26 protein-coding genes are annotated in these 21,837 nt (G+C 39.3%); all 26 read right to left on the bottom strand.

Going from position 1 to position 21,837, the window contains the following annotated elements:
* Positions 1 to 3: 3 nt before the first annotated feature.
* The 26 genes from OSO01_RS09740 to OSO01_RS09625 all read right to left on the bottom strand — a co-directional run bounded on the left by OSO01_RS09740 (position 4) and on the right by OSO01_RS09625 (position 21,704).
* Positions 4 to 2,145, bottom strand: coding sequence for a phage tail protein (locus OSO01_RS09740; protein WP_186813619.1), 2,142 nt, complete (start codon positions 2,143 to 2,145; stop codon positions 4 to 6).
* A gap of 244 nt (positions 2,146 to 2,389) precedes the next feature.
* The gene (locus OSO01_RS09735; protein ID WP_147210247.1) at positions 2,390 to 4,108 is read right to left on the bottom strand and encodes a phosphodiester glycosidase family protein; all 1,719 of its coding nucleotides are present in this window, start codon (positions 4,106 to 4,108) and stop codon (positions 2,390 to 2,392) included.
* Positions 4,109 to 4,117: 9 nt separating this feature from the next.
* The gene (locus OSO01_RS09730) at positions 4,118 to 4,960 is read right to left on the bottom strand and encodes a phage tail domain-containing protein (RefSeq protein WP_186813618.1); all 843 of its coding nucleotides are present in this window, start codon (positions 4,958 to 4,960) and stop codon (positions 4,118 to 4,120) included.
* Between the two features lie 13 nt (positions 4,961 to 4,973).
* Positions 4,974 to 9,488, bottom strand: a complete 4,515-nt coding sequence (locus OSO01_RS09725; RefSeq protein WP_147210245.1) for a tape measure protein — start codon at positions 9,486 to 9,488, stop codon at positions 4,974 to 4,976.
* Positions 9,489 to 10,073 carry a Gp15 family bacteriophage protein gene (locus tag OSO01_RS09720; RefSeq protein WP_147210244.1) on the bottom strand — a complete coding sequence of 195 codons (585 nt, stop codon included), beginning with the start codon at positions 10,071 to 10,073 and terminating at the stop codon, positions 9,489 to 9,491.
* An 8-nt stretch (positions 10,074 to 10,081) separates the two neighbouring features.
* Complete coding sequence (locus tag OSO01_RS09715; protein ID WP_147210243.1) at positions 10,082 to 10,555, bottom strand: hypothetical protein; 474 nt, start codon at positions 10,553 to 10,555, stop codon at positions 10,082 to 10,084.
* A gap of 105 nt (positions 10,556 to 10,660) precedes the next feature.
* Positions 10,661 to 11,143, bottom strand: coding sequence for a phage tail tube protein (locus OSO01_RS09710; protein ID WP_147210242.1), 483 nt, complete (start codon positions 11,141 to 11,143; stop codon positions 10,661 to 10,663).
* Positions 11,136 to 11,546 (bottom strand): phage tail terminator protein, encoded by a 411-nt coding sequence (locus tag OSO01_RS09705; protein WP_147210241.1) that lies wholly within the window; start codon positions 11,544 to 11,546, stop codon positions 11,136 to 11,138. The genes OSO01_RS09710 and OSO01_RS09705 overlap by 8 nt, the downstream gene beginning before the upstream one ends.
* Positions 11,547 to 11,870, bottom strand: a complete 324-nt coding sequence (locus tag OSO01_RS09700; RefSeq protein WP_147210240.1) for a minor capsid protein — start codon at positions 11,868 to 11,870, stop codon at positions 11,547 to 11,549.
* On the bottom strand, positions 11,870 to 12,211 hold the full coding sequence (locus OSO01_RS09695) for a putative minor capsid protein (RefSeq protein ID WP_147210239.1): 342 nt from the start codon (positions 12,209 to 12,211) through the stop codon (positions 11,870 to 11,872). Before OSO01_RS09695 ends, OSO01_RS09700 begins: the two co-directional genes overlap by 1 nt.
* Entirely contained in the window at positions 12,205 to 12,603 is a 399-nt protein-coding gene (locus OSO01_RS09690) for a head-tail connector protein (RefSeq protein ID WP_147210238.1), read from the bottom strand. The genes OSO01_RS09695 and OSO01_RS09690 overlap by 7 nt, the downstream gene beginning before the upstream one ends.
* A gap of 2 nt (positions 12,604 to 12,605) precedes the next feature.
* On the bottom strand, positions 12,606 to 13,073 hold the full coding sequence (locus tag OSO01_RS23340) for a phage tail protein (protein ID WP_246145110.1): 468 nt from the start codon (positions 13,071 to 13,073) through the stop codon (positions 12,606 to 12,608).
* 108 nt (positions 13,074 to 13,181) lie between these two features.
* A complete protein-coding gene (locus OSO01_RS09680; protein WP_222595723.1) occupies positions 13,182 to 14,081 on the bottom strand; it encodes a phage capsid protein in 900 nt (299 codons plus the stop codon).
* An 8-nt stretch (positions 14,082 to 14,089) separates the two neighbouring features.
* Positions 14,090 to 14,659 (bottom strand): phage scaffolding protein, encoded by a 570-nt coding sequence (locus OSO01_RS09675; RefSeq protein WP_147210237.1) that lies wholly within the window; start codon positions 14,657 to 14,659, stop codon positions 14,090 to 14,092.
* Positions 14,660 to 14,794: 135 nt separating this feature from the next.
* Positions 14,795 to 14,992, bottom strand: coding sequence for a hypothetical protein (locus OSO01_RS09670; RefSeq protein WP_147210236.1), 198 nt, complete (start codon positions 14,990 to 14,992; stop codon positions 14,795 to 14,797).
* A 73-nt stretch (positions 14,993 to 15,065) separates the two neighbouring features.
* On the bottom strand, positions 15,066 to 15,266 hold the full coding sequence (locus tag OSO01_RS09665) for a hypothetical protein (protein ID WP_147210235.1): 201 nt from the start codon (positions 15,264 to 15,266) through the stop codon (positions 15,066 to 15,068).
* A gap of 13 nt (positions 15,267 to 15,279) precedes the next feature.
* Positions 15,280 to 16,461, bottom strand: coding sequence for a phage minor capsid protein (locus OSO01_RS09660; protein ID WP_147210234.1), 1,182 nt, complete (start codon positions 16,459 to 16,461; stop codon positions 15,280 to 15,282).
* Positions 16,455 to 16,622 (bottom strand): hypothetical protein, encoded by a 168-nt coding sequence (locus OSO01_RS23335; RefSeq protein ID WP_186813617.1) that lies wholly within the window; start codon positions 16,620 to 16,622, stop codon positions 16,455 to 16,457. Before OSO01_RS23335 ends, OSO01_RS09660 begins: the two co-directional genes overlap by 7 nt.
* A gap of 4 nt (positions 16,623 to 16,626) precedes the next feature.
* Positions 16,627 to 18,168: a phage portal protein gene (locus OSO01_RS09655; protein ID WP_186813616.1), complete on the bottom strand. Its 1,542-nt coding sequence runs from the start codon at positions 18,166 to 18,168 to the stop codon at positions 16,627 to 16,629.
* A gap of 11 nt (positions 18,169 to 18,179) precedes the next feature.
* On the bottom strand, positions 18,180 to 19,523 hold the full coding sequence (locus OSO01_RS09650) for a PBSX family phage terminase large subunit (RefSeq protein WP_147210233.1): 1,344 nt from the start codon (positions 19,521 to 19,523) through the stop codon (positions 18,180 to 18,182).
* Positions 19,516 to 20,019, bottom strand: a complete 504-nt coding sequence (locus tag OSO01_RS09645; protein WP_147210232.1) for a terminase small subunit — start codon at positions 20,017 to 20,019, stop codon at positions 19,516 to 19,518. The genes OSO01_RS09650 and OSO01_RS09645 overlap by 8 nt, the downstream gene beginning before the upstream one ends.
* Positions 20,020 to 20,178: 159 nt before the next feature.
* Positions 20,179 to 20,661, bottom strand: coding sequence for a sigma factor-like helix-turn-helix DNA-binding protein (locus OSO01_RS09640; RefSeq protein ID WP_246145108.1), 483 nt, complete (start codon positions 20,659 to 20,661; stop codon positions 20,179 to 20,181).
* Between the two features lie 91 nt (positions 20,662 to 20,752).
* A complete protein-coding gene (locus tag OSO01_RS23330) occupies positions 20,753 to 20,896 on the bottom strand; it encodes a hypothetical protein (protein WP_157037110.1) in 144 nt (47 codons plus the stop codon).
* A 5-nt stretch (positions 20,897 to 20,901) separates the two neighbouring features.
* Positions 20,902 to 21,069: a DUF3954 domain-containing protein gene (locus tag OSO01_RS09635; protein ID WP_147210231.1), complete on the bottom strand. Its 168-nt coding sequence runs from the start codon at positions 21,067 to 21,069 to the stop codon at positions 20,902 to 20,904.
* A 12-nt stretch (positions 21,070 to 21,081) separates the two neighbouring features.
* Positions 21,082 to 21,267, bottom strand: a complete 186-nt coding sequence (locus OSO01_RS09630; protein WP_147210230.1) for a hypothetical protein — start codon at positions 21,265 to 21,267, stop codon at positions 21,082 to 21,084.
* Entirely contained in the window at positions 21,264 to 21,704 is a 441-nt protein-coding gene (locus tag OSO01_RS09625) for a DUF1064 domain-containing protein (protein WP_147210229.1), read from the bottom strand. The genes OSO01_RS09630 and OSO01_RS09625 overlap by 4 nt, the downstream gene beginning before the upstream one ends.
* Positions 21,705 to 21,837 lie beyond the last annotated feature (133 nt).

Raw genomic sequence — 21,837 nt, 5'->3', positions numbered from 1 at the left:
ATATCATGCTCCTTTTTGATTTAATTTTGTGTCCAATTCCTGAACGGATTTAACTAAAATTGACACGACATCGTCTATAGCAATATTATTGCCGTTAATTTTATATAATGGTCTCCCATTATTAGTGTATCTTAAAAGATCGATACCTTTTATTAAGTCAATACCTTCATTATCCGAGGGATGTAATGACAAAAGAGATAAGGCTCCAGCTGAAAATACACTACTCCCATCAGGTAATAAATACCTTTGCGCTCGTATCGGTCTATAAGTAGTGGTTGTATTCAACGCTGTTATTTTTAATTCTCCACTGCTTGTTGGCCTAACATAAATATCGCTTCCGGTACCGTGGTTAGTATTTTTATCTAAATAAGTGGCATATAATCCTCTGCTCCTCAAATCTAACCATGTGTCAGTTGTCTGACCAGCAGTTATCCTTACTTCTCCGGCAGCTCTCGGGCTTAAGTACAGATGATCAACGTTTCCAACTCCCCAATTAACTTCGAGTTTATTTCCATAAAAATGTTTCGCTCTAACATCTGTATAATCGTAGCTGTCAATGGCACCGTCTCCACCCAAGGAATCGTAGGTCACACTTCTTGTTTCGGTATAACTACCTAAATATACGTTAGTATTGACAGTACCAAATGCTGCAGAAGATACAAAAGATAGGTCAGCTTGAAACCTTAAATCTCCACTTGTGTTGTATGCATATATTCCAGTCGGGCTTAAATTAACATAACTTCCAGTGGAAAGTTCTAAATGTACATTGCCACCTACAATTTCCAGCCAACTATTAGCATTTTCTGAATAGAATTTGCTTCCGTATATCTCTACAGCTTCAATAATGATACTTCTCAAAGTTCCTGTTGTTATATAATCAGCTACAATACCTAACTTGGCCGACATTGCAGTACCGTAAGTTTTGCCACCATCAATGCTAAAACCGATCGCATCACCGACATAACGTGTCATGTAGTTTGGATCGTCGCCATTCCATCCGATAACTCCATTAGGCATGTACTTAAACACACTATCGTTATTGCCGTTTATGATGGCTGAGATGTCTTGCACACGTCTATCGAGAGAAGACAAAGGAATTTGTTTTCTCCCAGATAGAATATCATTTATGTTTTTTGTGGCAGTTCTCATATTTGATTGATAACGTTTAGTCAAAGATTCCGTACCAAAGGTAAGTGAGATATCAACAACCTCACCTTTCCAATTTTTCGTAACAGATTGTTCCACAATCCTCACTTCATCATTTAATCCAATTCGTTCATCAATTATAAATACCCTATCTCCCAATTGTGTTTGGGCTATAGGATATCCTTGGTTTCTCAAGTCGTGTATATCCGCTGTTATAGTTATTTTAAGCGAGTTGTTTACAATATCTCGCAGTTTCCTATCCATTTCTGCGGCTATTTTCAGCCGACCATCCTTAAGGGGTGGCGCATGGCGTTTTCCTATTATTTTTGCTAAAGGAGATTTATATTCACCTTTTAGTTTAGCGGTTTCCCACCCTGCATCTTCTCCATCTTCATAGTCGCCATATCCACGAATATAAGTCCAATTTTCCTCGGCATCATTTTCCTGCACAATATTGGATGCATTAAAGCGATGACGATACATAACAGATAAATCTCTTCCGGTTTGTTTTTCTAAAAATACAGTGCTTCCAGATATGCGAAATTCTGCACCATATCGATCTAATGCCCGTTTAAAGGTTTCAAGTTTTGACTCTCCTTCACCAAAACCTTCCCATTCAACAGCTGGAAATGAGTCAACAAGCACAAATGTAAACTCGGTATCTTTGAAAATGTGGGTAAATGCTACATTCGCAGTCATATGCTCATCGTAGCGTTCGTAGATTCGATCGTTGTCAAAAACATCAAAAAACAGTGGAATCCCTTTGATATCCACTGTCATTTGATTACCTTCACCTTTTTTCTTGCAATATACTATTTTATATTCAATATCGTTGTTATCCACGACCGACCACATTTCGCTGATATCATCTATAAACAACCGATTTGTTTTTGTTGGCAATATTTTCATTGATATGGACTGATTTGCGTTTAGCTCACCTGTGATTGTATGAGTTGCTTGTATCATGTATTCATTATTAGATAAATCTACAACATACATCCGGTGAAGCACCCCCCTTCCTAAAAAGAGCATAAAAAAAAGAACGTTAAAAAAACGTCCTTATAATTCCCACATATCGTCTTCGTTGTATTTTAGTTCAATTTCTTTAATCTTAGGATGTTTTTCACTGGGTTTCTTGCCAAACAATCTTTTTAACCATTCCAACAAACAATCCCCATCCTTAGTAATATTTGCTAATTATATAGTAATACAAATGCAACAAAAATGCAATAATATATTCTTTTTAGAGTGTTGTAAAAGTTATGTCAATTTCGACACCTGTGTTGACTCCAGGATTTGTAAAAGCGTATTGAACTGCGACGTTACCGTTGGGATAAATAAAGACATTTTGTGCTTCTCTGCTTCCAGATATAACTGGCGTTGAAAACCCTAATTGCTGAGTAGGCCTATAACCAGCCGGAAGTTGAAACATAGGATTACTCGTTCCGGTCCCTGCGTTTGTTCCTGCTACCGCCCACCCTCGGATAGTAACTTTGTCTTGCACTTTTATATATGATACTTTTCTATCCTCACGTGATTGCCATCCGTTCAGCCATGTAGTGACATCTATCCATTCAGGATTATTAGGCACAACTCCAACATAATGAGATTGACCATTTACTACAGCCGTAATAACCCTGTCTGTCTGAAACGATAAAGGAGTCCTGGAATTACCAAAATACAACCTATCGTTAACCCAACCCAGCAGACGTTCCACATCTCCACCATCTGTTCTCCCGTATATTGCTTTATCTTTAGCTAAATACATAAAATCATTAAATGACATTCTACCCTCGAAAGTATCACCACTGTACTTATTAATAAAATGGTTATCTAATTTTTTTACAATTGCTGATATGTCGCCTAAATCTTTATTGCTTACTTCATTAGCTTTATCAATTGGCTTTTTAAAATAGATAAAATCATACACAGGGCGTTCCTTAGTTAAGCCATCATCTATTAGGTTGCCTAATAATATATTATTATGGATGGTTTGAGCACTTCCCCCTCCATCTAAACAATATGCATTTTGTACACCAAGGTTGCTTAAAATACGGATGCAGTCTTCATAAGTCATCCCGATTGAAGTATTTATCCTTCCTTCACACGTTAAAAACAATAAATCTTTGTTTGGCATTTGTGCAATTACTTGCCTTGGATTAGGTATTTTAGGGTTTCCAATTACTCCCCAAACTTCATCGCCTACCGGTTCGCCATCCGTTATCATTGGAAAGAAGGCCGTCCATGCGTTTATTACTCCATCGTTTAAAATATCTTCTGCAGAAACATCTGGAGGATACATTTTCATTTCATTATCTTCAGTAAACCCGAGTGTCCAATTAGTGCTATACGGAGTACTTTGTAAAATCACTCCTTCCTTTATATGGATCCCTGCAAGTTTGCTGCTTGTGAAAATACTTGCATTAGTAACTAGACTAGCGCCATGCCGACTTGCGAATTCTCTAGGGATTTCTGTCCCATTATCAAAATAATCATTCGCAAATCCTTTTTGGATTTTGATAACATTCCCACTTGCATCTGCATGAGGAACAGCAGTAAGTAAATACTTTGTATGAGAAATTTCATCGTATAAGGAGTTTACTTTTATTTCACTGTAGTAAAAAGTGTCTTTAATTCGTTTGCTTAAACGGCTATCCACTTCGTTTATTGCTGTTGGGTCTATTTCTTGTATCTCTACCCAACCAACACCATTAAATCTATACACTTTTCCGGTGTCTCTGACCATTCTTGCGACTCCTTCTTGTTCATTTAACGGTAAGTCGGCATAAGTCTCTACAGGTGATTCCCAGAGTATTTTAGCGCTATTAATTATATTGCCAACAACTTCATCTGTAATGATTTCAATAAAATTATCAACCTCGCCATACAATTCAGTAAAATTATGATTTATATCGTTTCTTGTTTTTCTAGTCCATTGGGGATTTATATCTTGTCTTGGCATATTATCACCTCACTTATAATAGAATGGGAAATCAAAATCTATTGTTGCGCTATCGCAATAATAAATCTGAAAGACGTTCCAACCAGGGTTTAACTCGATAAAATCTCTTCTGGTATCTCTTAAAAAAACAGTATCATTTCTCGTTACGTTTGCTCCGTCATACACAACAACGTCGTTGGATGATAAAGGCACTTCGACCCTTGATCTACTTCCATTTGTGTGGTTTGTAATTTGGAACATTTCAGAACTTCCAACAACATCCGAAATCGTAATTTTTAAATCTTGTTCAAACGGATTAATTGGCACATTGCCAGCATTAAAAATTCGAAAAGTTTTTCCTGTAACAGCTTTATGAGTGTAGATAAGCGATTCATCTACTGCTTCAAGTCCCATTCCGAATCCCCATAATTCTTTATATGCATCTATTCCATCACGATGAATGTCTTGAGTTGTACCGATGGATTCGGCTACTCCTTTTAATCCAATGAATCTAATTTCGAAATTACCAAATACATTGCGTTGAGGAATACTATACGTATCCTGCACCTTAACCAGCCATCGTTTACCCGGCTCTCTATGTTCGATCAAATAAAAAGACTTCTCTGCCCGAAAGATATGAAATATCTCATCTCTCAATAATGAGAAGTCTGGTATATCTACAGATGTAGCTCGAAAATAAACATTTATATCTCTTGGACCGATTGAAGTGCCGTAATCTACTACCCCTAATCCACCTTCTATTTCTCCGAATTGATTAATATAATTAGGGGCTGAAATGATAAAATCCCTTGTCCTTATTCCTGCGTTGTCTAAATCTATTGTTTCACCATTATGGCGCTGGATTATAGTCAATTTCATCCCCTCCTTAAAACTTGCTAAGTGACGCTAAAATCGCATTATTTTCATTGACTGCTTGAGTGATTTTTTCTGAGTCTAAATACGTGTTAGAATCCTTATTTAATAGACTTCTTAGAATATCGTTACTTTCTCTTAACAAGCCAGCTACACTACCATCCGGTTTATTTTCAGGTATGCGAATATTTCTGACTGCTTGAGATATCGAATCGGACCCGTTATAAGCCATTGCTGACGTGCCTAGAGCAACCTCTGGTGATACAGGCTTAATCATACCCGCTGCTAAATCATCCATCGCTCTGTATACTAATTTGGCATTATCCTCAATACCAACAGCGATACCAGCTGGCACCCAACGCCCTACATCATCCTCCATTACTCGTGATGGTGAATGTATTTTAAGCGCCCTTTGCATAGTACTTGCCACTCTTGTAGCAATACTCCGAGCTGTAGACATTACTCTTCCTGCTCCACCATTAAGACCAGCGTTCAGACCGCTCATAGCAAAGCTTCCGATTGATGCCATTCTGCCTTGAATACTACCGAATGGACGTATCATGTTGACCGCTAATCCAGTCATAATGGCTACACTATGGGAAGCTCCAGATGATAGCTTAGCCTGCATATTTCGCATATTACTGTTTGCGATGACTGATAGCCTTCCCATACGTCTATTCATGCCGCTAATACCAGTTTGAGTAGTGTTTTGCATATCGTTCATGCCTGTCCGGGTGTTACTAATCATTGATGAGGTCATTGCTAAAATAGAGTTAATTACCCCAGACTTCCCGTCAGAGATACCATTACCAAGACCTTGAGATACGAATTGCCCATAGCCAAAAAACACCCGTGACGGACTGTGAATCCCGAGTGCTCCAGTTGCTGCTGCAGTTGCATCAGAAGTTACGCTTCTTACAGACCTTGCTACAAAATCGGACATTGCTAGTATTCCGTTGCCGAGTCCGACTCCTACGTTGTTTCCGTAGCCTTCGTATTTCGATTGAGTCATTCCTCCGGCAACTTCGCTGTCCACATTGTCAGCTAAGTTCTTTGCTGCTCCAGTTGCGATACCTGAGCTATTGTCAATTCCGCCACCTATATTATCACCAGTACGGCTACCATAGTTGACGTAGATAGATGGTTCGAATCCACTTTCAAATTCTGATTTAACACCATCTGTTAGCTCGTTCGCTGCGGCAGTTGCGATTCCTTTGTTTGCAATTATTCCTTCTCCGGTTCTTGTTGGTGCACTTCCTCCAATAGTTTCAAAAGGAGTGGCATCAATTTCATTGGATATTTCTTTCCCAGGAGTTTTACCGATTTCACCAGATGACCATGCAACTGACTCTTTGCCATTGTTAATGCTGCCGGACAATCTCACAGATATTTCGTCACCGGATCCTTCTATGTCAGAATTCGCAATTTCATTAGTCATCGGGTCAACAGCATCTCTCCCTAAAGTTTGTGATGCTGCCTCCACATATGGCGAACCTGATTCCATTCCAGTTCTCATGTCGATAGGGATTTCTTCGCCTTTTTCAGAGAAATCATAATTTCCCATAGCTATATTTAAACCTGTCCACGCTTTATCAACCATATTACTTGTAGCAGTTTCAACTTCCGGAGTCCCATCTTCTACAGCTGCTTTCGCTTCTTCCGGTAACACCCCAAATAGCTCATAGAAATTGGCTGCTTCAATGGCTTCTTGGGTTGTCAAAGCCCCATCTTCAACCATACTGACAAGTATGTCTCCAACTTCTCCGAGACCTTCACCTAAACTATCTTTCATCGCTGTCGCTGCTTTATTTCCGCCTTCGTCCATTAATCCAGCGAATTTTTCTAACTGTTCCTCACTCATATTAGCAACGGTTTGGAGTTCTGCTGCGGAGTCAATGCCTAATGAGTCTAGCCACATCATGAATCCGTCATGACCATTTTTAGATGCATATTCCATCAGTTTGCCATGATTCTCTCCCCAATTTTCAACCATTTTTTGATTGTGCTGAAGGTTTTCGATCATTTCACTTGCAGATACTTCTGATTCGTCGTTAATCTTTTGGAAAGCGTCAGTTGCTGCATCTTTTAAATCCGTGTATTTGTCTTTCATTCTTTCGAAAGCGTCTTGTTGAGCTTCTGACAGAACGTCATAAGATAAAATCATTGCTGCGTTACCATCTTCTACAGCTTTCTTAACAGCATCTTGTGCAGCAGTCATTTTTTCTGTCGTATCTTGCTTTTCATCGCCCAACTCTTCTAACTTAGCTCTTAACAGCTCTTCTTGTTCAGTTAAATTTTCCGATTCTATCTTAGCTTCAGCAGTGGCGAATTTACCGCCTATCATTAATTCTTCTTTCTTTTTCAATACATCATTGAGTTGTTCTTCTACTTTTGATTGATCTTGTAAAATTTCTGTATACCGCTCTTGAGCTGCTTGTCCTGACTCTAGGTCACTCATTAAATCAATACGTGCTTTAATTTGATCAGAGGATTCACTAAGTCGGTCGGCCTCTTCGTTATACATAAGGTTTAGCCCTTCAACAGACCCGTTTAATTGATCGACAGCTGCCTTAAGTTCTTGTTTATCTTCTGCGGATTTTTTCTCTTTTTCGGATAAGTCGGTAACTGTTTGCAGTAACTCATTTTGAGCGTCTTTATTGGCGCTAATTTCGCTAACTTGATCTTTATATGCAGCGGTATTACTATCCACAGATTGGGTGAGTTCATCAGTCTCATTCTTCATCTGCTCTACTTCTTCTTTTAACCGTTCGCTTTCTTCTGATGAACTCTTGAACCATTTGACAATACCAATTGTGGCAGCAACCAATCCACCAATAGCAAGGCTCGCTATACCAACAGGGCCAGATAAAGCTGTCATAACTGTACTCAATCCTCTTGTAATTGCAGCCCAAGCGATTTTTGCAGCTTGTAATAATTTGATTTTTCCAGTTAAAAGACCGATTGCTAAGGTGCTTACTTTGACCATACCTAAGTTAGCTGCTTGAGCAACAGTGTTAGCTTTAGTTGCTGTCGTATCTGCGATTTTTGCTGCCATTTGCCCTTTTGTGGCTAGAGTCAATGCTTTTGTTGACAACAATGCAGCTGAAAGAGTTGCATTCGATGCATTTATTAAGCCTATGACTTTATTGAGAACCATCATTGCAGTAAATGCAGCCACTAGCCCCATAACAACAGGAGTGAAAGGTTTTACAACATCTATAACCGATTTCACTACTGTTGCAAAAAACTTAAACACTGGTGTTGAAGCTTCAACTGCGGTTTTCATCACGTTAAAGGCAGTATTCACAATTCCTTTTAAACCATCGATGTGTTCAGCTATTTCCTTGCCAGTTGCTGCTCTTGAAAGGTTGTTAAACGCCTCAATCATTTTAGCAACACCATTAGCGATGGCATTTCGTAAGTTACCAATAGACGTTGCCACCCCTAAACTGTTTTCCTTGGCCAATTTAGCCATAATCCCGGTACCAGTACCCACCTCGATAAGTTTATCGTTAAATTCATCCATGGTTATGGTTCCGTCTTGTAAGGCCTTATACAGGTCATCTTTTGCGGTCTTACCAGCAAACCCAAACCCTTCGGCGATTTTAACTAATCCAACATCCATTGTCTCAGATAGGGTGGTCCAGGTATTTAAATCAATGCTGCCTCTTTGCAATGCCTTGATATATTGCTCCGTACCTCGTTTTGCTTGATCTGCACTTGCACCAGACCCTAACAACGCATTATTTAATCCAATTGCCGAGTCAGCCGCCTTGTCCATATCTCCGAAGGATGTATACATGCGTTGCGCATTAGCTGCAATGTCATTTAGCTTGGTAGGTAATCCGTCGATTCCGTCGGATAATTTAGCCATCGCTGCCTCAGAGTCCTCAGCAGATACACCAAGAGCCTGCAAGACTTTAGGGAAGGCGTTGAGTGTGTCAAATCGGCCGACAGCTTGGTCAACTGAAGCCGTCATTAAATCAAATGCTTTTGCTGCGATTGCTACCAATCCGATTGATGCCGCAAACGACATAATAGATCCGGAAGCTTGGTTAGTTTTTCCATCTACATCAGCCATTGCATCGGATGCATTACGAACGGAATCACTGGCCTGCGCGCTGCTATCAGCCACACCATCCAGAGCACCGTCAACACCTTGTAGTCCTTTGCTTGCGCTATCACCGCTGGAGCCTAACCCCTCGATGGTATCACCAGCGCCTTTAACAGATGATGCCGCTTGAGCACTACTATCAGCCACTCCGTCAATAGCTCCCTCGGCGCCTTTTAAACCTTGTCCAGCCTTCGAACCACTCTCGCCAAGGCCTTCAATGGAGTCTCCTGCCCCTTTTACACTAGTACCAGCCTTGGCACTCTTATCGCTTAAACTATCAAGACTATCCTCGGCTGCCTTGATACCTTTTCCTGATTTATTACCGGATGCTTCCAGATTATCTAATTGCTTTGCTGCTACATCAACCTGTTTCCCATCGACTTCAATGGATATTTTTATACTTCCGTCTGCCAATTATTCCACCTCCTCCCTTTCTATGTCATGTATTGCATGCTTTCTTTGGAGTTCTCGCATTTCTTCCTTGTGCTTTGCTGTATCATGTTTAGACGGCTTCCATGCTCTAATTTGGATGATTCTCTGCATGATGGTATTGGATGGCAAACCGTTCAATAACGCTTTAAATTCATACCAATGCATAGACCCTTGTTGTTCATAAAGATTGATATTATAAGCCTGCAAAAAAGACGCATATATGTACTCTGCGTCTTGTTCTAAATCAATATGTCGTTTGTCGTCTTCTTCGTCTTTAGGAACCGGCATTGGATTGCCTTTCCTGTCATAGGTAATAGGTTCTTTTTCTTTGAATAAGATGAAATTTTCATAGATGTAATTCCACAGCTCTACAATTTCATCTATTGACTGGGGTATTTCTTGGTTCGGCAGCAAAAGTTTCAAACATCTTCTCGCTTTCCTTCGATTTGTTAACTCCTTATCTTCTAAGCGATCAAATACATCTAAAATATTGTCAAATGCCATGTTTAACTCGTATTCAGTGCCTTTATACGTAAAATAGGTGACTAGAGGGTCGTTTAACCGCATTTAATCACCTACTTCTTTTTAGCTATTTGTTTTGCTTTGTTCCTTATAAATTCTTCTGTTACAGCATCGTCTTCTTTATCTTGTTCTTCTGCTTGTTCCGCTATTTTTTCTATTATTGCTATACGTAGTGCTTTAAGTCCATTCTGCAAAGCAACATAATCTGGATACTTTTTGTATAATTTTGTAAAAGTGCCCTTCCCGAACATAAAATCATACTCGATAGCAGTCTGCTTTTTCTTGAATTCAACGATTTTTAGACCTTGTTCATGCATACCTGGCAAATCCTTAGCTGCTTCTAAATAATCATCAGGTATGTCTATATTTTTTATTTCTTCAATGTTCTTCTCTGCTTCTTTTTGAGCTTTATCAGCTACTTTAGAAAAATTTACAAGATTTTCATAAGATGAATCGAACCATAATTCAATCTCACCGATTTTTACTGGAAATCCAGTCCGCTGAATGTCTATCTGTACCTCTGACATATAATCACTCCTTATAATAAAAAAAGAGGAGCATTCGCCCCTCTTACTCTAATTCTACTGTCGCCCCGCTTGTCGTTGGGTTGACTGATACAACCTCGGGGCTAGTTACTCCCCCGGCTCACCGCCGTTACCGTTATCGTCATCTAGGATATTTTCTTCTGGAATACGATCATATCGAATAATGCAGTTGAATGCTTCATGTTCACCAGCAGCCCCTGAACCAGCTACAATCCCATACACAGTTGCTCTGCCTACATATTCCTTTGATCCATCAGCAGCGACAACCCGATGCCATACCTTCCTATCGTTCCCTGTTTTCAATCGCATGCTTTCTACAAGTTTCATTGCTGGATTAGAAGAATCATACGTACCTTCTACGCTATAACCCCATGCAACTGATGTCACTTCTGTTTCTGGAGTACCATCGCCACTGTAATATGCAATATCTTCTGTTTCTTCGTTTGTATCATCTGATATATCTGAAATATAATCAGCTAGTTCTAACCAATCATCTGATGTTGGTTGGTTTTGTCCTTGCTCATATTTTTGAATAAAGTGCCCTCTTAGGGCGTTCTTAAGTCTAGCCATTCTTTACACTCTCCTTATTAAATGTTGTAATTTTTGCTTGTATATCCAATAGAAAAACAAACCATCCTTGGCTATCAGCCTGATTAATAAATGGTTTGTTGGTAATAATTAATTCATCAAATTCAAAGCTTCCATCATTACTGTTGATACTTTCAATTTGTTCAAGTGCATTTTGCACAACCCATAAAGTGTTATGGATGTTGCCTGGTATCTTTGACTTCATCGCAAATTCGTAATTTAGTTGCTGGTCTTTGACGCCATTGTAATACTCGTTAACTACTCTCGACCCCGGTATAGGGTAAACAACAAATGATTCAGCCTCTCCCAAGTATCCTGGCTCGCATCTAATAGGGAGCCTGTCAATGCTATTCACTTCATCTACTAATCTTTCTAGAAAATCCATTTACCAATTAGCCCCCTTTATAAATGCGTTTATCCAGTCTTTCATATGGATGGCGCTTGCTTTATTATCCCATCTTGGCCCAGTACCAGGCGTTGTATAATTACGCATTGGCATATAAAATAATCTAGCTATATACGGCGTATTCCATGTTACTGATTCACCATTACTATCAACATGACCTGTACCTCTCGCAATGCCGTCTTTAAATGGTACAAATGGATTCATATCAGCCAAACCTTGATTAGCCAAAGCATACTGACCTTGATTAACACTTTGCTGGCTCATTTTGCGCTTTGCCCCATCTAAGTTGATATCAATACGCATTAAATCACTTCCAACTCATATGAGTAGATAACCTTGTCATACGCCTCGTAGATAGGGATGACTTTGGTGATAATATGATCTTGGTCATCAAAACGGATTTTAGACTGAGTCTTAAATGTTGGCAAAGGTGTAGTTATGCCTGCATAACAAAAAACAACCGCATTATATAGCAATTGTTTTCCATTGGATGATTGGCTATATTCGGCGCCTCGATCAATCCTGCAGTATACGATTGGTTCAGGGTCTTTATAAATAGGACCTGTACTCCAATCTTCGCTAACGAATTCTTGATAAACAAACGAGTCAATACAAAAATCTTTAGGCGGCTTAGGCATCACCATACCATCACCGCCCTGTTTAATAGCCCTGTACCTTCAAGATAAATGTATACATCCTCGGCTGTCAGAGGTTTTGTCTCGTTTTGACCAGTTGAGCTATAGCGACTCGGATTAGTCACACTTGTACGTCCAGCAGTAAATGATTGAGGGCTGTTGTTGATTTCCTCGTATGAAGTCGCTCCAAGCACATGAAAGTACTCTATTTGAGCCACAAGAGCCTCTTTAAACTTGTCTACACGCCATGTGTTATCTTTCTCAATATCTACATGAATATAAAAGTGATTGGTGATATTGTCCAATATCGCACTAGCTTTAGGTAACAGGGCTTTAAATGCCTCTTCCCCTATATCTTTGCTAGTCAACTTCTCGAATTCCTCAAATGTTAAATAAGCCATGCTTATTCACCTTCTTCTGGCGGTTCCTCTGGATCAGGTTCTGGCTCTGGTTCCGGCTCTGTCAGAGTCAATACGTGAGTGTCTGTATAATCGCCGTCATCTGTAGTCACAGTAGTTGTATATGTGCCTGATGGCGTGTTTTCAGTCCATGTGATGTTACCACTACCACTTACGGATAAACCGTCAGCATCTGGGCTAATCGCATATGATACTGATTTATTCGTTGCATTACTCGGTGATACGGTTGCGTTTAATTGACGATTCCCTGATGCCCCAGACTCTGCATTAGATGTCTTAGGTGATAGCGAAACGCCAGTCACATCAATAGGTAATGTCTTAAACGCCGGAATATCAACCCTATCGGACTCATTGTCATCTTCTGCTCTGACAACTTGATATTCTCCTGCAGCAACGTCTGTATTTGGGTTTAAGCCAGTGATGTTAAGAGGACTTTCGCCCTCTGTTACCACATCATCGCCCTTATAAATTTTAAAAGCCATGCAAATCCTCCTTTACTTAAGATAAGTTAATGACTGCCCCGTCAGTCGTTGGCGTGACATTGTCAATATTCGGGGTTGTTACTCCCCCGAATCACCTTCAACAACCTTGATAACAGCCTTTTTGTTAGCAGGTAGGATGAATTCGCCTGCTTTACCAGCACCTTGGAAAGCTACACCATCGAAGTCCTCTGATTCAATCGTACGAGACGTATTGATACCAGTGAACTGTTTACCAACCCCAGTAATAGATGTGTAAGCAAGCTCACCTTCTTGGAATTTAGTTTCCGGAACTTCTTTGATTTGGAATCCTTTGAATCGGATAATTCCGTTTTCATCGATGTTTGCACCTGAATGTTTAGCAGTAGTCGTGATAGGGTGGTCAACGATGGCATTGTATAGTTCTGGTATAACCCATGCCATTTTTGTTCCTACAGCTTCCATATTCACGTAAGCATTGGATAAATCATTGAAAAGTTTCAATACGGCATCATTCGTGATTTCAACTAACTCAATAGATCGGTCAGCAACCTCTGAAATGAATAATCCACCTTTATTATCAAACATTTGAACTTTTGCCTGTGCTTGTAATTCAGAACGGTCAGCGATTGTTGCAGCAAAATCATTATTTACAGTGTGACGGTCAATTCCTTCATGGAATACCCATTCCCAAGTATATGGCACATCAGTGTCTGTATAGATAATTTCCTGACGTTCGCCGAATCGTGTTGAATTACCAGTTCCAGTACCGAATCCTACGTTTGCACTCTTATTGTATTCCTCGCCGATTACAACCGGGATATCGCTTGTTTTGATAGAAAACGCTGTTTTGTTATGCGTTACTCCGTCTAATGCTTCAAGACCTCCGCCGAAAAACTCGGAAAAGTATGCTTGTTTTTGGTAGACAGCCTGTAATAGTTCTTTAAATTGTTTTTGATAGCTGCGTACAGCTTGGTTGTTATTTTCTCCTGCCATGTTCATTCTCCTTTTTAATTATATTTAGCCAACTTTGCCGCGAATGGGTCAGTCGGCTCATTGCTTCCACCGTTTGGATTGCCCGGATTGACAATGGTAGGCGGTGGTGTTCCTTGTTGCTCTTGCTCGAATAGGTATGGATCGCTTTCTTGCAGGCCTTTCAGTTGGTCATCAAGACCTTTCAAGGTATCGCCATCAAGTTTGATAGTTTCCATATCCAATAGAGCCTTTACAGCCTTGGTATTTTTAACCTTTGCACCATTCAAGCTATTTTCAAGCGTATGGTCAAAAGCTTGTTGTTGAAGTTTAGCCTCATATTCTTCTTTAGTTGTTTTATTGGCTTCCTTCAATTGGTCAATCTCAGCTGTTAAGTCATCATTACCTTTGGCTTTATCACCCAAGTCCTTCAATTGCTTGTCGCGGTCTTTTAATTGCTCCTGCAAGTCCTTCACTTCTTGATTTTTTCCATCAAATTTATCTTTAGGAAACCAATTCCCATCAGATACAACCGCAAGCTTATTGTCACCTGCTTTATCCATGACTTGTCGATATAGCTCTTCTCCTAATAACTCTTTCAAATCCATCTATTTCACTACTCCCTTTTTGATGTTTTTTAGCGTGTCACACCTCACGCTGAAAGGTATCGCTTAGTTTTACCCCAAGCCTTTAAAAAGGGCATAATAAATAAGCCTTTTATAACGTCGTACTTAGGACGTATCTTAATATTCACCATCGCTTAGAGTTATCACTTGTTTTACACTTGTGTTGACTTCAACTAATGTAAAATCCACTTTATTTAATCCTTTTTCCGATAATTGTTCACGCAACATCTCTCTTGCTTCTTTTTCGTTCTCCGCAATTATTACCGATGCGGTCGGGACTGGCCAGTATCCTTCATGATCATTGCAGGTAAACACTTTCATCTTTACCACCTCATATCACCCTCTCAAATATACAAAGGCTACTACCTGTAGCTAGGAGATAGATAGATCACTTCCTCTCATAATTGAAGTCAATTCCTTCTCGTTTAACATTTAATGGACTTTGAATTCCTATCGTTCTTTTCATCCATTGGTGAAATCTAGGCATTTTCTTCTCTATGAAATAACGTATGCAAAAATTGATTATAGGAACGGCAAACAATGCCGCAGGAATAGATGTTGCTAACATTGCATCTTTTATTGTATCCATCGAAAAAACACTCCTAACCAGCTTTATAATCAAAACCCTTAACCAACGTATCTAAAGGCGTATAAACCTTCTCACGCTTGTAATTACGGCTTAAATAGTTACTATTAACATCATTCGCTGATAGATGGTCACGCATAGCCTTTTGACGCTTCGATACCATCTTACGCCAATGCCCAGCCTTATCACTGCCAAGTTCCTCAGCAACCATAAGGTTTTTCTTATATTTTACAATTTCACGTTCTATGCGACGTTGAGTGTCTTTTGCCTTGGCAACTTGTTCATTAAGTTCCTGGTCATATTCGGGCTGATTATTGGTATTTACACCCGGAATGAACGGTACATGTAAATGATTGCAGTTAACACCTCGATGGCCTCCAGCTGTTCCGTAATCAGCGCCCCAATATGGGTCATATATTGACTTATATTCGCTATCTGGCGGTATTTGGTTAGGAAACCTCAAATCCACTACATTTCCTTGAATTACAGAGCATTTCTTTCTCGCTCCTGGATGGCTTGTCACAACCACAGTATGCACGTCATAATCAGCCATACGATCTTTTCTAAGTGTGTCATAGGTATTACCAAGAGTAGACTTTAAAACGGTTCGTGTATAGCCTTCAAGGCTCCATCTGTGACCTCCTCTGTCAACCATACCTGAACCTATGCCTTTTTGTGCTAATTCAGTGACAGCACGTTCCAATGAATCCTCAAAAGTATATAAGCCAGAGTTAAACATAGCAGATGTTTTATTAAGCGTATCGGTAAATGCTCGTTGTGCCGTACCAACACCATATGCAGTAGTGATAAGCGTTTGATTAACATAGTTGTCAATCTCACTCCACGACTGGTTGTAATAAGCTCTCATGGTGTCATCAAGGTTGTTTGGCATTGGTTTAGTTTCATAGGGCATTGCTTTGTCAATGTCTTGAACAATGTCTTTGCCAGCAGTTTCGAACATGCTGCGAATTTGAGTTTCAGCAACTCCTGTGACCCTTGCCAGCTGTTTAGTGACCTCATTGTTGAATAAACGTAATTCTTGAAGCTTTTGTGCTTGCCACATGGTTATGTCATCAGAACCGTTTTTAAGGCGTTTGATGATGATTCGTATGATTTCGCCCTCAAGGCTGTTATAGAGTTGAGACATGTTGGAACTCCACAAATCAAGTTGATATGGTGTGATTTTGGGCTTTACCATTCAATCACCGATTCCTCTGAAACCGAATATCTATATTCACCCTTTGCATTCAGTCTATCTTTTTCTTTAATGGCTGTTTGCTCATTCAGAAAAATACTATGCACTGTAGGAGTCCAAGAGGAAACTAACAAATCATGCTCAAATAAGATATACACCTTCATTCAATCACTCCTTATCACCGAATATTTCTCTTGATGCCCTATCAGATATATTGTGTGGTTCTAACTCAACCTGTTCATTCTGAATTTGTTTATACCATTTTTTCGCAACATCCTCCGGCAACTCGAATACTCGTTCAATAGCTTTTACGGAGGGTATAAAACCCAATGCCTTGGCTTTACCAATGTAATTAAGCTGTTGTGTCTTGTCTTGGAAGATACCATCATCAAAATCAACTCCTATGTTGTCGAATGTAGGTATTTCACCATCAAACAAGCCTGTTGCTTTTGCTAACTCCAATGTGGAGACAATCAAGCCTTTGATGAACTTCTCAATTTCATTCACATGACTGTTTCGAGTACGATATGTCAAACTATTCTCACTTACGATTTCCGTTGCTGTTTTGACCGACCGACCGTTAAAAGAAAATGTTCCAACGGATAATTGCAGTTGCATTTCAAGTGTTTCAAGAGATTTATTAATAGCTTCGGTGTATTGTTCTGTTCGAATATCATTCGTAACATCTTTAATAAAGTCGGTTTCACCGTCCATTTGTAAGGATTTATAAACATTGGTATTTGTATCAAATATTTGTACTGGGGGCTTGCCGTCCTCTGTTTCTCTCGTACTTAGCATATGATCACTAACAAACACAGTACGTTGCCCCATCTGCACCTCCCAGTTGAACTGATCCCATGTATCATTAATTTGCTTAAGCGTAGATTTGCAGTTGTCTGTAAGACCTAAACCTAATGGACTGTGAGGGTTAATATTGTTAAACCCTGCTGGCTTTAAATAATTAAAGAGAGGACGTGTCAGCCCTGCAATTCTCGTTTCTTCCTGCAAATCAGGATACAAATCAGTAAGAGGGATTCGTTTGCCAACTTCACCTTTGTTATTGGATTTATACAGTTCATTGGTAATGACATAAATATCCTTATCCCACTCATGAAACTCTAAAAGAGTGTAAAATACCTCTTTACCACCTACTATTTCAGTGGTTACTGATTTCATCACACCTTCTGCGATGCCGTTTGAACTGGTTCGTAATGGATAGAAGGCATTTGCCAAAGCCCAAGAATATTCAATTTCTCCTGCCTCAGCATTTGCATATGGCCTTACAGTCAATCCGCCAGTAGCAAACATAGGGTCAAGGTATCTCATAAAGTTCTTTTTGAAGTCGTTATGTTCAAAGGCGTGTTTTATAAAATCATCAGCTGATTTAAATGTATTGTCCTTTTTATCTTCTGATTCATCTGATATGGATATATCACATTGCTCATTGAATACGAGCCCGGATAGTAATTCAGACGTCAATTTGACCATATTCAATGTCATGTAATCACGTTTCTGTTTTTGTCCATATGAGTTATAATACTCGACTTTCGGATAACTGCCTTTATACTCTCTGAAATCACGTTCAATACGCTCTAATTCAGCCGGATCAATATTAATCTTTTCATGATCGTTTATTGTCTGTAATGTCTGTCCACTCAATGCATAACCTCCTCTCTTGAACAAGTTTTTAATACGGTCAATAACATTCAAGCTATCACCTCCTAAAGCTTCAAACGTAAGTCTCTGGCGTTGCTAACGCAGAAATACTGAAAATCATCACATGTATGGTCATCCTCTTTGACCACCTGCGGATTATCGCTGTTTTGAGTACCTTCAATCCACATGTACTTTTTGTGCTCTTCAATGAATATATCGTTGCTATCACAATGTTTTAATCCAGTAGGCAATGGATTTTCAAGATAATAAAAACGACCTTGTGCAAGAAGGTCGTGTACGTAATCCACCATATCTACTTTTTTAAGCTTATTAACAGGTTTCCAGTGTTGCCCATGGTCTTTATAGTATTGATTCCTTAAAGCCCCCTCAGCACTATCAATCGTACGTTTCTTAATCCTTGCACCTTTATATGGCGCTTGGGTTGCAGTGGCCTTAATAAAATCATATATATCCTTGGAAAGATCACTAGGAGCCTTTTTGTTGGCTTGACCAGCCGGACTATAGTAATAACCATTCAACCGAATCACTTTACCCTTAGCAGTCAATCCGTAACACCCACAGGATGTAGCAGAAACGCTGTGTCCTGTGTCCATTGAGTAAAATAGATATATAACTCTATCATCACTAGGAAGCACGCTCATAGGCTTAAATAGGTTCATATTATATACGTTTGTTCCAAGGCCAACTGGTTCACCAAGATATAGGTATCTGTAATAGTCAAAATCATTCTTTTTAATTCGTTCTATGTCCTGCAACATCTGAGCAGTTACAAAACCCAATTCATCATCCTTGTAACTCGAATCATGGACCAACCATCCATTCTCACCCTTCATGCTGTCGGACCATTCATTAATCCAAGCATAAGGATTACGTGGAGGGTTATATGACCAGAAAAAGTGAACCATGTTAGCATCATCATGCTTCTGCCTCATGAATGTTGTATTGGTTTGGTCGAATTCTTCATTACTCCCAAACTCTGCTGCCTCTTCATACCACACTGCTATCAAATCACCAATATCATTGGATTTTAGCTTTTGGAAGTCATCAGAACCATAGAAATAGAATGTTGAACCAGTAGCCTTATGAACTAGCTTAAATGGTGCTACGGTCGATTTGAATTCACCTAATATACCAAATTTCTCAAGCGCCCATTGAATCTTTAGGAACACTGAATCACGTATGGTGCTGGCTACTTTACGGATGACAACCACATTAGCCTTTTTACCAGCTGTAATATATAGCAGCATCATAAAGACAAGCTTCAGAGCAATGACAGATGACTTAAAGGAGTTACGACCACCACGTAATATGTTATACGGCTTGTCCGTTGTCCAAACAGGCTTAAAGTGAGGATTAACCTCTTTTTGAATATCGACAACTTTACTCATTTTTCTCTGTCCAACTATCGACTATTTGAATACTGATAGGTGTACCATCACCGTCATCTTTTTTCAATTTCTCTGTCTCAGCTTCAAGTTTATTTATTTGAGCCTGCAGCAATGCATCCTGCAGCTCGTCATGTTTATTCATCGGGTAACGTTTCAGCAATGAATCAACAGCCCTTTGCCTGTCTTTGATATCTGGTATTTTCCATACATGCTTTACGCCTGCATCGGTAGGGATATAGAGCTCTTCCTTCAATTCACCTCTCGCAATACTAGTAAGGAGTTCCAACGCTTCCTGCGCCTTCATTATGCGTGTGTCGGCTAGTTTCTCCAATTGTTCGTCTATATATTGCTTGATGTCTAGTTTCGTCAAGTTTTCACTAGCTACCCTATTAAGGTTTTTCCCTTTATACCCTGCTCTTTTTGCTGATTCAGTTGCATTTCCTGATTCGATGTAATAATCAGCAAACCTTTTTTGTTTTTCCGTCAATTTAGCCATTATCGCATCAACTCCGCCTCCCACTACATAATATTTATAGTGCTTAATCAATATCGACCTTACGGTCTTTATATATAATTACAAATCTTTATTAGTGCTCTATCTAAAAAACATCTTCTACCAATGCGGACTTCGTATGACAAATCGTATGACAAGCGCTTATGAAGCTACTGCCAGCACTTTTTCTTTCGCTCGTTTGATATACATTTGAACAGAGCTTTTTTTAATGCCTAACCTATCGGCGATTTTTTGCATAGATAGTTGTTCGGCTTCATACATGAGGTAACATTGCATTTCACGATCAGAGAAATTACGAAACAATTTTAACAATGACCGTCTTTGCTCTTGATCCATATACAACGCTTCTCGCTCCAATTGCTCAGTAATATCCGGAATGATTTCCATTTCATCGTACTGCATCGTCCGATAAGCATTTTTTCTATCAACTCCACGATATAAATCAGGCTGTCTCCCGGTCTCCATCCAGTCAATAGAATATGTCATACTGCCAATCATGCTGTTAATCTGCTTTTTGTCCTCTGATAATTCGGGTTCAAAATGTTTTAATTCTCTACGGCCGTCTTTGTATTCACCCAGTAATTCATCCGCCCAATTCTCAATCTGTTCGCTTGTCATCATCATTACCGACTCCCCTCAAATAAATAAAAAAGGACAGACTGGATTCCCTCAAATCCAAATCTGCCCTCAGTTTTTCTGATAGACTGCTTGTTATTCAATTAAAGATATCTATAACATTTTTGATTAAAGCTATTACTCCATAAATGCTTGCTGATAACCATCCAACAAGTGCCACGCCGTTTAATTTAAATTCATACATATCCTCATAAAATAGTTTCTTTAAACGTTTTATTTTCATTCCTCCTATTTCACCGTATAACGTATTTCCTCGTTACAAATCTTCCCGTCATTCCAGTTGATAATCTGTTTCCCGAACCCACTGTCCGGCTTAGGATATTCCTTTAATTTACCGCCTTTAACCACTAACACTTTGTCCTCAGATAAATTGATTTCTACTTTGCTTGTTTCCATATAATCCCTCACTTATTCAAAAACTTCTCCAATATACTGTATATTTTGTATATCTTCGGGGTAATTACTTGTACCACTGAACCACTGATCACATACCTTTGCTACTTGACTAATATCTTTTACAGATGTAATTACCTTAAATGTATCGTTGTTGTACGTCATTTTGTAAGTAACTTCCCATAAATACTTTTCAGTCACTTTGTCACCCACCCTTGCTTCGTCTTTTTAATCACTGTGAGTTCCTTACCTGTCTGAATCTCAAACAACTTCCTCCGTAGCGTGAAATCCTTTGAGACAGGCCCACCTTTGATATCAATTATTTTTTCTTGCCCGTCCACGTAGGTAACTTTAAAATCAGCAGTATAAACAGCACCTTGCTTTGTCTTATTTCCAGTACCCTTACATTGCCTGCATTTATTAAAGTTGAGCGTCTTTGGATTGAGTACCTGGCCTTTACCCTCGCAACGTCTGCAAAGCACCTCATACGGCTCGATAATGGTGTATTTAGGCTGCAATTCGATATCTTTAACCAGCTTGTCATTTTTGAGCATCAAATAGTATTCAAATTCAGCTTTGCTGTCGAATTCTATGCCTTGGAACATGACTTTCCTGGCATTGTATTTGTTTCTCCTCACTTAACCACCTTCTTTACATAAACAGCCTCATACCAGCTGTGAATATGCTGCATAGGCTTAACGCATATAAATCCTTCTTGTTCTTTATTTCGGCATATCTGTAGGAACTTAACTTTGTCCTCATGCTTCACTA

The sequence above is a fragment of the Oceanobacillus sojae genome, assembly GCF_007991515.1.
GTDB lineage: Bacteria > Bacillota > Bacilli > Bacillales > Amphibacillaceae > Oceanobacillus > Oceanobacillus sojae.
Note: the sequence above shows the minus strand (reverse complement) of the source record. Positions and strands in the feature narration are given on the sequence as shown.

Bases quoted from the DNA above. Each gene is read 5' to 3' on its own strand.
- OSO01_RS09740 (WP_186813619.1), bottom strand. From the start codon at position 2,145: ATGTATGTTGTAGATTTATCTAATAATGAATACATGATACAAGCAACT.
- OSO01_RS09735 (WP_147210247.1), bottom strand. From the start codon at position 4,108: ATGCCAAGACAAGATATAAATCCCCAATGGACTAGAAAAACAAGAAAC.
- OSO01_RS09720 (WP_147210244.1), bottom strand. From the start codon at position 10,073: ATGCGGTTAAACGACCCTCTAGTCACCTATTTTACGTATAAAGGCACT.
- OSO01_RS09715 (WP_147210243.1), bottom strand. From the start codon at position 10,555: ATGTCAGAGGTACAGATAGACATTCAGCGGACTGGATTTCCAGTAAAA.
- OSO01_RS09710 (WP_147210242.1), bottom strand. From the start codon at position 11,143: ATGGCTAGACTTAAGAACGCCCTAAGAGGGCACTTTATTCAAAAATAT.
- OSO01_RS09705 (WP_147210241.1), bottom strand. From the start codon at position 11,546: ATGGATTTTCTAGAAAGATTAGTAGATGAAGTGAATAGCATTGACAGG.
- OSO01_RS09700 (WP_147210240.1), bottom strand. From the start codon at position 11,870: ATGCGTATTGATATCAACTTAGATGGGGCAAAGCGCAAAATGAGCCAG.
- OSO01_RS09695 (WP_147210239.1), bottom strand. From the start codon at position 12,211: ATGGTGATGCCTAAGCCGCCTAAAGATTTTTGTATTGACTCGTTTGTT.
- OSO01_RS09690 (WP_147210238.1), bottom strand. From the start codon at position 12,603: ATGGCTTATTTAACATTTGAGGAATTCGAGAAGTTGACTAGCAAAGAT.
- OSO01_RS09680 (WP_222595723.1), bottom strand. From the start codon at position 14,081: ATGAACATGGCAGGAGAAAATAACAACCAAGCTGTACGCAGCTATCAA.
- OSO01_RS09675 (WP_147210237.1), bottom strand. From the start codon at position 14,659: ATGGATTTGAAAGAGTTATTAGGAGAAGAGCTATATCGACAAGTCATG.
- OSO01_RS09665 (WP_147210235.1), bottom strand. From the start codon at position 15,266: ATGGATACAATAAAAGATGCAATGTTAGCAACATCTATTCCTGCGGCA.
- OSO01_RS09660 (WP_147210234.1), bottom strand. From the start codon at position 16,461: ATGGTAAAGCCCAAAATCACACCATATCAACTTGATTTGTGGAGTTCC.
- OSO01_RS23335 (WP_186813617.1), bottom strand. From the start codon at position 16,622: ATGAAGGTGTATATCTTATTTGAGCATGATTTGTTAGTTTCCTCTTGG.
- OSO01_RS09650 (WP_147210233.1), bottom strand. From the start codon at position 19,523: ATGAGTAAAGTTGTCGATATTCAAAAAGAGGTTAATCCTCACTTTAAG.
- OSO01_RS09645 (WP_147210232.1), bottom strand. From the start codon at position 20,019: ATGGCTAAATTGACGGAAAAACAAAAAAGGTTTGCTGATTATTACATC.
- OSO01_RS09640 (WP_246145108.1), bottom strand. From the start codon at position 20,661: ATGATGATGACAAGCGAACAGATTGAGAATTGGGCGGATGAATTACTG.
- OSO01_RS23330 (WP_157037110.1), bottom strand. From the start codon at position 20,896: ATGAAAATAAAACGTTTAAAGAAACTATTTTATGAGGATATGTATGAA.
- OSO01_RS09635 (WP_147210231.1), bottom strand. From the start codon at position 21,069: ATGGAAACAAGCAAAGTAGAAATCAATTTATCTGAGGACAAAGTGTTA.